This is a genomic window from Holdemania filiformis DSM 12042, from assembly GCF_000157995.1.
Lineage (GTDB): Bacteria > Bacillota_I > Bacilli_A > Erysipelotrichales > Erysipelotrichaceae > Holdemania > Holdemania filiformis.
The window spans coordinates 458,076-472,323 of the sequence record NZ_GG657553.1; the positions used below are offsets into that span (position 1 = coordinate 458,076).

The 14,248-nt window shown below is 48.2% G+C and carries 15 protein-coding genes and 1 pseudogene; 9 read left to right on the top strand and 7 right to left on the bottom strand.

Features of this window, described 5'->3' with window-relative positions:
- From HOLDEFILI_RS20480 to dnaA, 6 genes and pseudogenes are all read right to left on the bottom strand, one after another.
- The coding region (locus tag HOLDEFILI_RS20480) for a toprim domain-containing protein (protein ID WP_425268559.1) at positions 1-551 on the bottom strand (551 nt) is incomplete at its 3' end.
- Positions 525-1,663 (bottom strand): annotated as a pseudogene (locus HOLDEFILI_RS04540) (ATP-binding protein); the annotation flags it as partial. The pseudogene HOLDEFILI_RS04540 and the gene HOLDEFILI_RS20480, both read right to left, overlap by 27 nt.
- 2 nt (positions 1,664-1,665) lie before the next feature.
- Complete coding sequence (gene recF, locus HOLDEFILI_RS04545) at positions 1,666-2,772, bottom strand: DNA replication/repair protein RecF (protein ID WP_006058294.1); 1,107 nt, start codon at positions 2,770-2,772, stop codon at positions 1,666-1,668.
- Positions 2,769-2,972: a S4 domain-containing protein YaaA gene (yaaA, locus tag HOLDEFILI_RS04550; protein ID WP_039863887.1), complete on the bottom strand. Its 204-nt coding sequence runs from the start codon at positions 2,970-2,972 to the stop codon at positions 2,769-2,771. The genes recF and yaaA overlap by 4 nt, the downstream gene beginning before the upstream one ends.
- 102 nt (positions 2,973-3,074) lie before the next feature.
- Complete coding sequence (gene dnaN / locus HOLDEFILI_RS04555; RefSeq protein ID WP_006058296.1) at positions 3,075-4,196, bottom strand: DNA polymerase III subunit beta; 1,122 nt, start codon at positions 4,194-4,196, stop codon at positions 3,075-3,077.
- 146 nt (positions 4,197-4,342) lie between these two features.
- The gene (gene dnaA / locus HOLDEFILI_RS04560) at positions 4,343-5,719 is read right to left on the bottom strand and encodes a chromosomal replication initiator protein DnaA (RefSeq protein WP_006058297.1); all 1,377 of its coding nucleotides are present in this window, start codon (positions 5,717-5,719) and stop codon (positions 4,343-4,345) included.
- 511 nt (positions 5,720-6,230) lie between these two features.
- Between dnaA and HOLDEFILI_RS04565 the strand changes: the two genes are divergently transcribed.
- From HOLDEFILI_RS04565 to HOLDEFILI_RS04575, 3 genes are all read left to right on the top strand, one after another.
- Complete coding sequence (locus tag HOLDEFILI_RS04565; protein ID WP_006058299.1) at positions 6,231-7,064, top strand: HAD family hydrolase; 834 nt, start codon at positions 6,231-6,233, stop codon at positions 7,062-7,064.
- A complete protein-coding gene (locus HOLDEFILI_RS04570) occupies positions 7,058-7,831 on the top strand; it encodes a M15 family metallopeptidase (protein WP_006058300.1) in 774 nt (257 codons plus the stop codon). The genes HOLDEFILI_RS04565 and HOLDEFILI_RS04570 overlap by 7 nt, the downstream gene beginning before the upstream one ends.
- A gap of 72 nt (positions 7,832-7,903) precedes the next feature.
- Positions 7,904-8,698, top strand: a complete 795-nt coding sequence (locus tag HOLDEFILI_RS04575) for an HAD family hydrolase (RefSeq protein ID WP_039863889.1) — start codon at positions 7,904-7,906, stop codon at positions 8,696-8,698.
- A 237-nt stretch (positions 8,699-8,935) separates the two neighbouring features.
- Here HOLDEFILI_RS04575 and HOLDEFILI_RS18225 read toward each other — a convergent pair whose 3' ends face one another.
- Positions 8,936-10,813 (bottom strand): GGDEF domain-containing protein, encoded by a 1,878-nt coding sequence (locus HOLDEFILI_RS18225; RefSeq protein ID WP_006058303.1) that lies wholly within the window; start codon positions 10,811-10,813, stop codon positions 8,936-8,938.
- A gap of 520 nt (positions 10,814-11,333) precedes the next feature.
- Between HOLDEFILI_RS18225 and rpmH the strand changes: the two genes are divergently transcribed.
- The 6 genes from rpmH to HOLDEFILI_RS19565 all read left to right on the top strand — a co-directional run.
- Positions 11,334-11,468, top strand: coding sequence for a 50S ribosomal protein L34 (rpmH, locus tag HOLDEFILI_RS18750; protein ID WP_072685186.1), 135 nt, complete (start codon positions 11,334-11,336; stop codon positions 11,466-11,468).
- Between the two features lie 37 nt (positions 11,469-11,505).
- Positions 11,506-11,844, top strand: a complete 339-nt coding sequence (rnpA, locus tag HOLDEFILI_RS04585; protein ID WP_006058305.1) for a ribonuclease P protein component — start codon at positions 11,506-11,508, stop codon at positions 11,842-11,844.
- Between the two features lie 22 nt (positions 11,845-11,866).
- Complete coding sequence (gene yidC / locus HOLDEFILI_RS04590) at positions 11,867-12,736, top strand: membrane protein insertase YidC (protein WP_006058306.1); 870 nt, start codon at positions 11,867-11,869, stop codon at positions 12,734-12,736.
- Between the two features lie 14 nt (positions 12,737-12,750).
- A complete protein-coding gene (locus HOLDEFILI_RS04595) occupies positions 12,751-13,377 on the top strand; it encodes a Jag family protein (protein WP_006058307.1) in 627 nt (208 codons plus the stop codon).
- 90 nt (positions 13,378-13,467) lie between these two features.
- Positions 13,468-13,881 carry a BlaI/MecI/CopY family transcriptional regulator gene (locus HOLDEFILI_RS04600; RefSeq protein WP_083787564.1) on the top strand — a complete coding sequence of 138 codons (414 nt, stop codon included), beginning with the start codon at positions 13,468-13,470 and terminating at the stop codon, positions 13,879-13,881.
- Positions 13,874-14,248 (top strand): hypothetical protein (locus tag HOLDEFILI_RS19565; RefSeq protein WP_006058309.1); only part of this gene is annotated, 375 nt, incomplete at its 3' end. The genes HOLDEFILI_RS04600 and HOLDEFILI_RS19565, both read left to right, overlap by 8 nt.

The following is a 14,248-nucleotide window of genomic DNA, read 5'->3' on the forward strand; positions in this document are numbered from 1 at the left end:
GCGTAGCGGACCTGTTGACCCTTCTGGATCTTATACAGCGGCGGCTGCGCGATGTAGACGAATCCGCCTTCGACCACCGGCCGTAAATAGCGGTATAAGAAGGTCAGCAGCAGCGTGCGGATATGCGCGCCGTCGACGTCGGCATCGGTCATGATGACGATTTTATGATAGCGCAGCTTCGTCACGTCGACTTCCTCGCCGACCCCCGCGCCGAAAGCGGTGATCATCGATCGGATTTCGTTGTTGTCAAAAATACGATGCAAACGGGCTTTCTCGACGTTTAAAATCTTACCCCGCAGCGGCAGGATCGCCTGAAACTTGGAATTTCTTCCCTGTTTCGCGCTTCCGCCGGCGGAGTCACCTTCCACCAGGTAAATTTCGCAGATCTCTGCGTTTTTACTGGAACAATCGGCGAGTTTTCCCGGCAGTGCGCTGATTTCCAACGCACTTTTGCGGCGCGTCAGTTCACGGGCTTTTTTCGCTGCCAGCCGGGCTTTCGACGCCAGCTGCGCTTTTTCGATGATCAGCTTCGCGCTGTTTGGATTTTCCATTAAAAACCGTTCCAGCTGTTCGCCTAAGATGTTGGAAACGATCTTGCGCACCTCGGCGTTGCCCAGCTTGGTTTTGGTCTGGCCTTCATACTGCGGATCCGGATGCTTGACGGAAATGATCGCGGTCAGTCCTTCGCGCACATCGTCGCTCTGCAGCCCTTCCTCGTCTTTTTTAACAAGCCCGCTTCCTTGGCATAGCTATTTAACGTGCGGTTGAGCGCCAGCTTGAAGCCTTCCTCATGCGTGCCGCCCTCGCCGGTATTGATGTTGTTGCAGAATGAATACACGTTCGGCACATAGCCGTCGTTGTACTGCATCGCAATCTCCACCTGAATGCCGTCCTGTTCGCCTTCCACGTAAATGATTTCTTCATGGATCGGCGTTTTATTTTTATTCAAAAATGCGATGTATTCTTTTAAGCCGCCTTCATACAGGAACGTATGCGACCGCTTCGCTTCATCTTCCATTCTTTCATCCGTAAACAACAGCTTGATGCCTTTGTTTAAGAACGCGATCTGACGCAGCCGGTCATACAGGACGTCATGGTTGTACGCGACCGTTTCCGTAAAGATCGTCGCATCCGCCAAGAACCGGACCAGACTGCCGTGCTTGGACGGATCGCAGGTGCCGATCTGTTTCAGCGGCGCGACCGCCTTCCCGCCGTTTTCAAAGCGGATAAAGAAGACCTTGCCCTCTTTGTAAACCGTGACTTCCAGCCATTCGCTCAGCGCGTTGACGACCGAGGCGCCGACGCCGTGCAGACCGCCGGAAACTTTATAGGCCCCGCCGCCGAACTTCCCGCCGGCATGCAGCACTGTAAAAATCGTTTCGACCGTTGAGATTCCTGTTTTCTCATGAATTTCAACCGGCATGCCGCGGCCGTTGTCTTCAACGGTAACGATATTCTGAGGATCGACACTAATTTCAATCTCTGTCGCATAGCCGGCCAGCGCTTCGTCAATCGAGTTATCGACGATTTCCCAGACCAGATGATGCAGTCCCTTTTCCGAAGTCGAACCGATATACATGCCAGGCCGTTTTCGGACCGCCTCTAACCCCTCCAGCACTTGAATATCATGCGAGGTATAAGAATGCTCTACTGGTTTTTCCATATTCAATTCATGTCCTCCTTCCAAGGTCGTATCTGACCGCTGTCTATCTCAGCAATTTTAGGTTTTCGTGACAGAAACGGAAGCAGTTCCGCGATTTCTGTCGTCGTAATAAACGTTTGGATTTCCGGGGAAATCAAAGAAAAAAGGTTTACCCTTTTCTGTTGGTCAAGCTCCGACAATACGTCGTCTAAAAGCAGCACCGGCAGCTCGTTAAGCCGCTCTGCAATGAAGTCGATCAGCGACAGCTTCCACGCCAGCACGATCATTCGCCGCTGTCCCTGGGAAGCATAGCTCAGCACATCCCGCCCGTTGAGCTGAAAACTCAGATCATCGCGGTGAACACCGCTGGACGTCGTCTTCAAGATCCGGTCACGTTCACGGTTTTCGAGCAGCTTCCGGCTGATTTCTTCCCGCATCGCATCCGGTTCGGTTTGTTCTGTGATCGTGTGGTAAGCCGCGCTGACCTGCGCCTCTTCTTCTGCTAACGCACTGTAAGTCCGGCTTAAGCTTTCATTCATCTTGGCGATGAACTGCCGCCGCATCGCAATGATCGTCAGCTGCTGCTCAATCATCTGCTGATCCAGAACCTCCAGCATCGCGTTGTCAAGATGTTCGCGTTTCAACAGGCTGTTGCGTTCTTTTAAAAGCTTCATCATGGCGCTCAGCGCCTGCATGTACCGCGGCGACACCTTGCCGATCTCCACGTCCATCAAACGCCGGCGAACCTTCGGGGGCGCTTCAAAAAGCTCTAAATCGGAAGGCGCAAACAGCACCGCGTTGAGCTTACCGATGAATTCGCTGGATCGGGAAACCGGCTTCTGATGAATCATCAGCGTTTTTCCTTTTCCATGAATCACCGCCGACAGCACCATCTCCGGCTCTGTGTTCAGCCGGCATTCCGCTTTGCAGAAGTCCTGGCCTTCCCGGATCATATCCTGATCCCGCACAGCCCGGTGAGAACGTGTCGTCGAAAGCAGTACGATGCTTTCCAGAAGATTGGTTTTGCCCTGCGCGTTTTTCCCGATGATGACATTCATATGCGGATCCGGGATAAACTGGCAGGAATCATAGTTTCTGAAATTCTTCAGGCGGATCTGATTGATCTTCATCGTTCGATCGTATAGCGCTTATCCTCAATACTGATTTGATCACCCGGATAGAGCTTGCGGCCGCGCCGGTCTTCTTTTTCACCGTTGACCGTAATCTTGAGTTCCTTCACTGCCAGCTTCGCTTCACCCCCGGAGGAGATCCAGTCCGTCATTTTCAGCAGCTGTCCCAAGGTAATGAATTCAGTATCAATTTTGATCATTGTCAGAGTCCTTTCCTGCCTATGGCCTATCAGGTAGATTATACCACAAAAGCAAGTAAAAAGCACCGCCTGGGTGCCTTTTATTTCGTGTTTCGCCAACTTTTATGAGTAGGTTCTGACCGGCAGAACGAGCTGCAGAATTGAGTCGTCGTCCGTGTTGCGGATGACAAACGGTTTCATCTCGCCGCTGAACAGAATCTTGATGGTGGTCGCGGATAAGACGCGGATCGCTTCAAAAACATATTTGCCGCTGAATGAGATTTCAAGCGGATTGCCTTCATAAGTGAGGATGTTTAAATTTTCGACCGAAGATCCGACTTCCTGCGATTTGCTGGAAATGACGACTTCTTCGCTGTTGGCGCTCAGCTTGACGATGGAAATACCTTCGTTCTTGATAAACGACGCGCGGTCGATCGCATTCAGCATATCCCGGGAATCGACTGTCAGTTCATGCGCGAATTCTGTCGGAATTAAACGAGCGGTTTCCGGATAGGCGCCGTCGATCAGACGGGTCTGAATCACAGTTTCACCAATCCAGAACTGCGCTTTCTTATCCGAGACGGCAATCAGCACGCTGCTGTCCTGAGCGATCGTCTTGGATACTTCATTTAAGCTCTTGGCTGGAATCGTGATGTTAAAGTTGTTTTCCGAGGTCAGATCGACGATCTTGCGGGCTAAGCGGTAGCTGTCGGTCGCGACACATTCCAGTCGCTTGCCGCTGCACTTCATGTTGACGCCGGTTAAGACGGGACGGGTTTCCCGGTCGCTGGTCGCGAACGTCGTCTGGCTGATGACCTTTAATAAGACGTCGGCGTCCATTTCAAACTGCTGACCCGGACGCGTAAAGTCGATTGCCGGATAATCCAGGGCGCGCATGCCGTTAATTCTGAATTCTGCCGACATCCCACTAATCTTGGTCAGGGAGCCGTCGACGATTTCCAGTTCAATTTCGTCAGCGTCAATCTTTCTGACAATTTCAAGGATATATTTCGCTTCGATGACGATCGATCCGGTTTCTTTGACGATCAGATTGATTTCTTCATCGCTGCCCTTCAAGGTGGTCTGGATGGAGATATCGGAATCGCTGCCGGTCAATACGATGGAATCCTGATTCACTTCAATTTTGATGCCGGACAACGCTGGTAAAGGCGAGTTGGAAGAAATCGCTCTGGATACGGTATTCAGCGCGGAGTAGAAAACTCGCTTGGAGATTTTGAAATTCATGGTGTACCTCCCTTGTGTTTTTATTAAGTATTTAAGTTCAACATCATTAGGACTGTGGAAAAGTGGATAAAGTTTCAAAAAGCCTTATAATACAGGTATATTTTATCACTTTTGACGGCGGAAATAAAGTGGAAAGCAGTGGTTAACTATTTGACCTGCATGAGCTTTTCCAGTTCGCCGACAGCCTGCCGGTACGTTTCGTCGTTCTTTAAGCCCTTCTCAACTTTCTCGCAGGCGCTCATGACGGTCGAGTGATCGCGCTTGCCGAATTCATCGCCGATTTTGACATAAGGCATGTCGAGATGTTTGCGGCACAGATACATCGCCATGTGCCGGGCGGTCGCAATGTTTTTGGTGCGGGTTTTGGAGACCAGCTGCAATTTGGTCAGACCGTAGTAATCGGCGACGCAGCGGATGATCTTGGAGGCGGTCAGATCGTTTTTATCAATCGTCTGCGCCTGTCCGCGGAAAGCGGAAACTGCCGTTTTAAAGTCGATCCGGGTACTGTTGGAGAAATTGATCGAATAGAATAATAAACGGTTGAGCGCGCCTTCCAGCTTGCGCACGTCCTGCGAAAAGTTCGATGCGATGTAAGCCAGCACATCGTCGTCGATGATCGAAGGATCGACGCTTTGTTTTTCCAGCTTGACCTTCAGGATCGCGACGGACGTTTCAAATTCCGGCGAGTCGACGCCGACGGACAACCCGGAGGAGAAGCGGCTGATCAAGCGTTCCTCCAGCCCTTTGATCTCAGTCGGATGCCGGTCGGAAGTCAGGCAGATCTGCTTCTTGTTGTTAACGAGTTCGTTGAAGATGTAGAAGAACGTTTCATGACTCTTTTCCTTGCCGGCCAGAAACTGGATATCGTCGACCAACAGGACGTCCAGATCGTTCATTTCTTCTTTGAATTCCTGAATCTGGCCGTTTTTGATGGAATTGACGACAGCGTTGACGAAGTCTTCGCTGGTCGTGTAGTAGACTTTTTTGTCCGGCGCGTGTTCGCTGACATAGTTACCGATCGCGTTTAACAAATGCGTCTTGCCTAAGCCGGAATTGCCGTAGATGAACAGCGGGTTGAAAAACTGTCCGGGATTGTAGGCGCAGGCTAGCGCCGCGGAATGGCTTTCGCGGTTGCTTCCGCCGACCACGAAATTGTCAAACGTGTAATCCTGAATCAGATTCGTCGTGTTCAATCCGGTGATCGCCGGCGCTTTCTTTTTCGCCGCCATCGGCCGGATTTTCTGTAGCTGGCTTTCCATGACGATCTCGCAGCTGATTTTGCGTTCCTGAACTTCGCTGATCGCTTCTTCGACGATCTCTTTGTTTTGCATCATAATCGTTTGCTGGATATACCCGGGCACGACGACCAGCGCTTTCTTTTCATCGAGGTCCATCAGCTTGGAATCGGAGAAAAACTGATTAAAGATCAGATTGTCCAATTTCTCCTGCTGTTTCCCCTTTTCTAAGATCAGCGTCAGGGTTCGTTTCCAGATATCGGATAAGTAAGAATCCATTACTGTCATTTTTTATACAACTCCCATTCGTGGATAAGTTTCCTTAGCACTACTAGTTTAGCTAATTTATCGGCATTTTTCCACGATGTTTTTCTTCCAAAAAAAGTTTTCCACAGGATAAGTGCCGTTAAATCCGTGTTTATTGTTTGTTTATGCCAGGTTATCCACTGTAATCCACATCTTTTCCATTGTGGAGAAAGTGGGGAAAAGTGGACATGGATAACTTTTTTGGGGAAAATGGGGATAAAATGGGAGAATCATAAAGTTATCAATATGTTTTCCATATCAAAATACCGCTCTATAAAAGCGTATTTGACATAATCCACCATTATCCACAACTGTGGATAACTGCTGAATGTGGAATGCGGAGAAGGCGTGGACAACAAATTCTTCACCGGCGAAAAAACCCCGGAAATCCGCAGAATGGACAGAAGCCGCGGTTTTTCCTGTGGATATCTTAGGATTTGCTTAACATTCCCACGATGGTATAATTACAATACGATAAAGTGAGGACTTAAAAATGATACGTTTGATCTTTTGCGACGTTGACGGAACCTTAGTTCAAGATAACGACCAGGGGGAGTACACCATTTCGGTGGAAAACCTTCAGGAAATCAACAAGACGATGAATTCCGGCGTTCACATCGCGCTGGCGACCGGCCGTCCGGCGGACTTTGTGCCGCGGACTTACGGGAGGCAGTTCAGCTTCGATACGGTCGCTTATTCCGGCGCCTATGTCACGGCCTCCCAGAAACTGATTTATGAAAGTGTATTCACCCTGGAAGAAGCGCGGCATATCCATGCCTTGTTGGAAAATCAGCCGGCCGAGCTGTTGTGCATTACCAATCAGAATGATTATTGCTTTGCGGATCGGAAACAGGAATATATCGACGAATTTTCCGATCCTGATAACGTGCCGGACCACCGGGAAATTCTGCCATGGACGCTTTCAGAGCTGACGCGGCGGAAACCTGAACAAACCTTTGTTTCCCTGGTCATCCTCGCGCATCAGCCGGAAATACTAAAGCAGCTGGCTGAGCAGGCGGCCCGTTTGGGCTATGATCCGGTCATGACCCGCCACGATGGCATTTCAGTGATGAAACCGGGCGTGAACAAGGCCAGCGGAATTCAGAAAATTGCCGCGCTGAATCATGTGCCGCTGTATGAGATCGCCGTTTTAGGGGATTCTATCAATGATCTGGAAATGTTTGATTTGATCGAAGAAAGCTACGCCATGGAAAAAAGTAATCCCGAAATCCTGGCGCGTGCGAAATATTTTGTCCGTGACGTAGCCGAAGCGCTGCGCCGGATTCAAGAGAAAAACCGGGAAGAACAGGAGATGAGCAAATGCTGAAAATAACAAAAATTACGATCGCTTTCCTGTTGATCGCCGCACTGGGCGGCTGCGGGAAAAAAGCGAAGACCCCGGAGACCGATAATCCCGCGCCTTCGGAAACACCGCAGGAATCGGTTCAGCCGACGATCACGCCGGAAGCGACGCCGGCCTCTGATAATAAAGACGGAGAAGGAGATATTATGATGGAAGTTCCAGATCTGACCAGTCTTGACAGCATCACCCTGATTGTCAACAAGCAGCGCCCTTTAGGCGAAGACTATGAGCCGGCGGACTTAGTGAAGCCGGACGTGCCGCTGGCGAAATCCTCTGTCACGCTGCGCCAGGAAGCGGCGGACGCAATGAAAGTCATGTTTGATGCGGCAAAAGACGACGGGATTTCATTAATGATCGGCAGCGGTTACCGCTCTTACGACTACCAGAAAAACTTGTATAACAACTATGTTGCCCGCGATGGCGAGGAGGAAGCGAACCGTTATTCCGCCAAACCTGGGCAGAGCGAACACCAGACCGGGTTAGCCGCTGATTTGTCTGGCACCAACAGCAGCTGTTATCTCAAGGGATGCTTCAAGGACACGGACGAAGGCATCTGGCTGAAAGAAAACGCCTGGAAATACGGCTTCATTCTGCGTTATCCGGAAGGAAAAGAAGAAATTACCGGTTATATCTTCGAACCGTGGCATTACCGCTATTTCGGCAAGAAAGAAGCGCAGAAAATCTATGAAAGCGGTTTAACTGTCGAAGAATATTACAATTTGCAGGATTAGGCTTTTCAATTTTAAATTCATCTTCTATAATGGGGCTGTTTTCAGACCAGAATGAAAGATGAAGGAGAAATGATGAAGAAAAAATGTCTCTTTTTTGATATCGACGGTACCTTGGTCGATGAACAGACGCACCAGATTCCTCAAAGTACAATCGAAGCGCTGCGGGCGGCCCGGCGCAGCGGCAGCGTTGTATTCATCAATACCGGACGGCCCTATTCGCATGTTTCGGCGATGATCAAAGCATTGGATTTTGACGGTTACTGCTGCGGCTGCGGCACAGAAATTCTCATTCAGGGCAAACCTCTGTACCGCCATCAAATTCCCCAGCCGGTTTGTCAGCAGATTAAGGAAAAAGCCGACGCCTGCCGGATTGATTTATTTGGTGAAAATACGCCGACTTGTTATGTCAGCTTAGGCCATGTGGAAAATGGTTTTGTGAAGTCCATGGAGATTTTGAGAAGCGAAGGCTTTAATAATATTGTTCCCTGGGTTGATCATCAGTCGGAATTTGTAAAGTTCTGCATCGCTTATGATCAGCACAGCGATCTGGAAGCCTTTAAGCTGTTTTTAAACGAGATGAAGTTTGAGTTTATCGACCGCTTCGACGGGTTTGCGGAGATTGTCCCGCAGGCTTGCAGCAAAGCGACGGCGATCGACGTCGTGCGGGAAAACTACAACGTGGATCTGCACGACTGCTACGTCTTCGGCGACAGCACAAACGATCTGCCAATGCTGAAGCATGTCCCGCACAGCGTTCTGATGGGGAACGGCACACCTTCGCTGAAGCCGATCGTCGAGAAAGTGACGGCCCGGATCGATCAGGATGGAATCGCAAAGGCGCTGAAAGAATACGGGTTGATCGGATAAATTGAACGAACAAGCAGAAACTTTCCAGTTTATAAGCGGCTGGGGAGTTTTTTTATTTTCATGCAAAGAAAAACAGAGGCAGGAAGAAAGATCCCAGGAAAATAAAAAAAGGATTCTCAGTTCATTCTTCATGAAGCAAGCATCGCTTACAGAAGAAAGTCTTGAGTGTCCTTTTTTTTGAGTATTGGTTCATGTTTTAATCAATCCAAAGCTTTCCTGCCGCAGTCATCCGCAGGATTAAGCCGGTTTTTCAGAGGATTCCTCCGGCTGCGGCTTTCGCAGAAAATAGCTGTTTTTCCCCTGTCGTTTCGCCTGATACATGGCTTTATCCGCCGCATCGTACAGCTGATCGTAAGTTGTGCCATCCAGCGGCGCGGAAGCAATTCCAATGCTGACGGAGAACGCTCCGGCTTTTTCAACCGCAAGCCGGTTTAAGATATGCGAGGCTTTTTGGATGGCTGCCTGCGGATCCTGGGTTTGGTTCATAAAGACCATAAATTCGTCGCCGCCCAGTCTTCCGATCACGTCGTTCTGCCGAAATTCAGATTTCAAAAGCTGCACAAGATCAATCAGGATCTGATCGCCGATCATGTGTCCGCGCGTATCGTTGATTTCCTTAAAGTTATCAATATCCAGCAGGAATAAGAAGCCTTTTTGATCGTCACTCAACCGTTTCTCAATCCGCGCTTCGGTCGCTTCCCGGTTCAGCGCGCCGGTCATCGCGTCGGTCGAGGATTTTTCGATCAAGCGTTCTTCTTTGGATTTCTGATCCTGGATATCCACGATTTTGCCAATGATCGATAACGGATATCCGCTGCGTTCGCGAATCGCCTGTCCCTGGCAGGAAACCCAGCGGTAATCGCCTTCCCGGGTCTGGAACCGGACGTCCAATCGATATAAAGAATTGCCGGTGGACAGCGCTGCGGAGTTCAGCATGGAAATCATGGCGGGCTGGTCTTCCGGATGAATTAATGGCATTTCAACCTGCGGATTCATAGGGTAAAGTATCAGATCGGCCGGCACATTAAACCGCTCGGCGATATTGGGCGTAAAGGTCAGCCGCTGCGTATCACAGGCATATTCAAATAAAATCGTATCTGAGAATTGCGCCAGTAAATCATAACGCGCCTGATTGTGCAGAATTTTCCGGCGCTGCCGGGTGAAGATCGCACTGACAACAACCGCAAGCAGAACCAGGAAGACAATCAGCGAGGCGGTCAGAACGGCGGCATTTTGACTGATCAGTTTGGAATAGCCCTTAAATTCATAGGGATAGGCAATCGACAGCAGCAGCCAGTCGTTATAGCCCAGCGATGAAATCGTGATGTACAGCGCGCGGTTATCCGCCCCTTTGATCAGCATCATTTCACTTTCACCCTGCTTCAGCGCGGTTTCTACATTCCCCATTGCGGAGTCCGAAGCGCCGATACCTTCCAGTTCAGTCTGAAGGTGATAAGGAATTTCCGGCCATCCGTAAGGCTCAAGAATAATTTCTCCATCCCTGCGCACCAGAAAATTCTGCGCATATTCTTCATCATCACTGTTAGGAACATTCACAAGCAGATCAGCATTCAGAATGCTGTGGAAAGCGCCGATCACCTGATCGTTCTGAATGACCGGCACGGAAATGCTGATCAAGGCGTCTGTGCCGTATTGTTTTTGCTGGAAAAGATCAGAGATATAAGGATGTCCGTTCAATAAATTTTCAATCCCCTGCGGATCCGTGCCCGGTATCGGTGTTTCCAGCATCGACCGCAGCGTGTCCGCGGAAAAATACCGGATATCACGAACGGAATTGAAGTTCTGGACCGCTTTCAAATAGGATTGCGTCCAGGCGCTGTCTGGATCCGCATCCGACGTCTGATAAATGGCGGCGATTGCTTCCAGACTGCGCTGCGTAGTATCGATGATATTTCTGGCTTCAAATTCCTGCTGCTGATGAGAAACACTGAGAATTTCACTGATCAGTTTTTGAAAGACTTCTTCGTTGCGTTTCTGATTGACCTGAAGCAAACCGGCGATGACCAGAATGGACAGGATCAGACTGCCGGCCGCTAAAACCCAGCCTTTGCGGGAAACTCTCTTTTTTGTAGAAAGAATGGTTTTGTGTTTCATGAATCTTCACCTGTTTTCTAAGGAGAAAAAATTGTTTTTCTTTGAACAGACGTTTTTAGTAAAGAAATACCCGCTGAATTGAAATCAAAAATATAAAAACAATTTCCAGCGGGAATTTCCAAAGTTGACCTCATCCGGCAGTCTGCGGACCTGTCATTCTAAGCTTCTATACCTTTTGTTTAAAAACTCTGAATAATCCTGCTGTTCCTCGGAAAATTCTTCGTTAGTTCGGGAGATAAAGAGTATCTTTATTGTATAGCTTTCAATCAGGAGAATCAAGAACAGGGCTTAAAAAGTAACCCTCATGCGTCAAGGAAAATCCAGTAAACATCGCCAGGATCTCAACCTGAATAGTCCATAAATTCATAAAATTCCTGAAAAGTTCTTTCATTTAAGCAAAAAAGGGAAAATCAGAAAGGGAAGTCGCCGGAGTTTAGTTGACTTTTACAGAAAAACTATTGTATAATGTACCAGCAATTGCTCATTATTGTATAAAAAGAACTGGAGGTGGCTCTTTAATATGAAAAGAACTTATCAACCGAGCAAAAGAAAACACCAAAAAGTCCACGGTTTCAGAGCCCGCATGAAAACGGTCGGAGGACGTAAAGTTTTAGCCCGCCGTCGTGCTAAAGGCAGAAAGATCTTGTCGGCATAAAATAGTCACCCACAGGTGGCTTTTTTAATAACTCAAGATGAAGAAAAAATATCGGGTCAAAAAGGCCGGCGAATTTCAAACGATTATTGAGCATCGGAAATTTGTCAGCTGTCCTTCTTTTGTGCTGTATGTCAAAGCCCGCAAAGAGGAGCACAGCCGGATTGGAATTTCAGTCGGCAAGAAGTTGGGCAATGCCGTGGTCAGAAACAAAACCAAGCGTCAAGTGCGTATGATGTTTCAGGAAATTTATGATTTTGATGAAAATTTTGACGGAATTTTAATTGTCAGGAAAAAGTTTCTGGAACAAAGTTATTCAGACAACAAAAAAGACTTGGAAAGCCTTATTAAAAAAGTTAAAATAAAGAAGTACGCATGATTATTCAGTTAAGGAGAGTTCAATGAGAAATCGTAAAAAACAGTTGCTTCTGCTGCTGGTCTTCGTCGCGCTGCTGTTCTTGGCAAGCGGATGCACATCGCCAGTAGATCCAGAAACAAAAGAAGTCATTCAAATCACATCAGATACGACGTTTAAGTATATGATGGCCAATGAAAACTGGTTCAACGCATTCTTCGTCTTCCCGTTAGCGAAGTTGGTTAACTTCCTGACACCGTATGTCGGAGTTGCGCTGTCTGTTTCCATCGTCACCCTGTTGGTTCATTTAATCACTTTGGTCTTCACGATCAAGTCCACGGTCATGACTCAGAAAATGCAGGTCATTCAGCCGGAAATGAACCGGATTACGAAAAAGTATGAAGGTAAGACCGACGAGCGTTCCCAGATGGCGCAGGCCCAGGAAATGCAGCGGTTATACAAAGAAAACGGCATCAATCCGTTCGGCGCAATTATTTCTTCTTTCATTCAGCTGCCGATCATCATGGCTGTTTACATGTCGGTTCAGCGTGCTGAATCCGTCGTTAACGGTACGATGTGGGGCTTAAGCTTAAAAGAAACGCCGCTGCATGGCGTGATGTCCGGACAATGGCTGTATCTGGTTCTGTTCGTCTTCATGGCGATCTGCCAGATTGGTTCAATGATGCTGCCGCAGTTCTTAGCGACGCAGAAAGCGAAGAAGGAAGCAGCCGCGCATCATAAGAAGTATGAAAAGACCAAGCAGCCAGGCGGCAACATGATGATCTACATGATGGTCTTCATCCTTGTCATCTCGGTCAACTGGCCGGCAGCCATGACGATTTACTGGGCTGTTTCGTCGCTGGTTATGATCTTCAAGACCTTGTTTGTTCAGTTTATCTATATCGATAAGAAATAGTAAAGAGGGACTTTATGAAGAAATACACAGGAAAAACATTAAATGACGTACTGAATTCCGCAGCGAAAGAAAAGGGCGTATCCGTTGAGGAACTGACTTATTTCGTTACCGAAGAAAAACAAGGATTCCTGGGAATCGGAGCTTCAGTCACCGCTGAGGTTTATGCTTCCTGTGATGTCAAAGAGTTTCTCTTCAATTATATCGGTGAGTTTTTTACCGGTCTGAATCAGGATGTTGAAATCGAGATTTTTGAGGAAGACGGCGGATACCGGATTATGCTGAACGCGGAAAACAACGCGGTAATTATCGGCAAGAACGGTCAGACGCTGCAGGCTTTGAATACCGTTGTGCGCGGAGCTGTCAATTCAGCATTCCGCAAGCGGTTCTCCATTATGATCGATATCAATCACTATAAAGAAGAACGGTATGAAAAGGTTAAATCCATTGCCGGACGGATCGCGAAAACGGTGCAGCGAACGAAAGTGGACGCTTCGCTGGATCCCATGCCGAACGATGAACGGAAAGTCATCCATCAGTATCTGGCGGACTGGCCGTATATTAAAACAGAGAGCGAAGGCGAAGGCAGTCGGCGGCATCTGAAAATTATGTACGACCGCACAAAGACGACAGGAAAGAAATAAAGGAATGAGGCAGGGCTTAAAAAGGCTCTGCTTTTTTTATGCGTGCGTGTTGAAAGGGAGAATACATTGACATTTGTAAAGGAAATCGTTATGATTATATTGACAAATGTAGAGGTGAGAAGAATGAGCGGAGAGAAAAGGTTGCCGGACACGGAGCTGGAAGTGATGACGGCGATCTGGAAATGCGAAATTCCAGTAAAAACATCGGAAATTGCCAGACATATTGAACGGGACTGGACAATGTCAACGATACAGGCGTTATTAGCGCGATTAGAAGAAAAGGGCTATGTCAGCGTCGTCAAAGAAGGACGTTTAAAAACGTATGTGCCGTTAATCAGCGAAGAAGAATACCGCGATCAGGAAACAGTCCGTTTCTTTGAACGATTTCACCGGAAATCAGTACGCAGTTTATTTATGACTTTGGTTAAAAATGAGAGTTTAACAGAAGCGGATCTGGAAGAATTGGAAGCGATTATCCGGAAAGAGGAAAAACGGAATGACTGATTTGTTTGGACAAGTCATTGAAATATCACTTTCCATGTCGGTACTGATCGTAATTCTGTTTGTTTTTTCCAAAACCATGCATCAACGATACCGGGCTTCGGTTGTGGTCTTAGCCTGGCTGGCCATCGCTTTGCGGCTGATCCTGCCGTGGAATATCACGCTGCCTTCCGCGGCGGTCACGATCCCTGTTCCTCAGCGAATGGTGCAGCCGCTTCCCGTAGGATCCTCATTTACAGAGATACCTCAGCCGGAAACCGAACCGCAGCTGCCAAGTCCTTCATTTCCAGAGCATTACGAAAAAACAGAAGAAAACACAATGCCTCCAACGGGATTTTCAATCTCGATCTTACAGATCTTAACGGTCGTC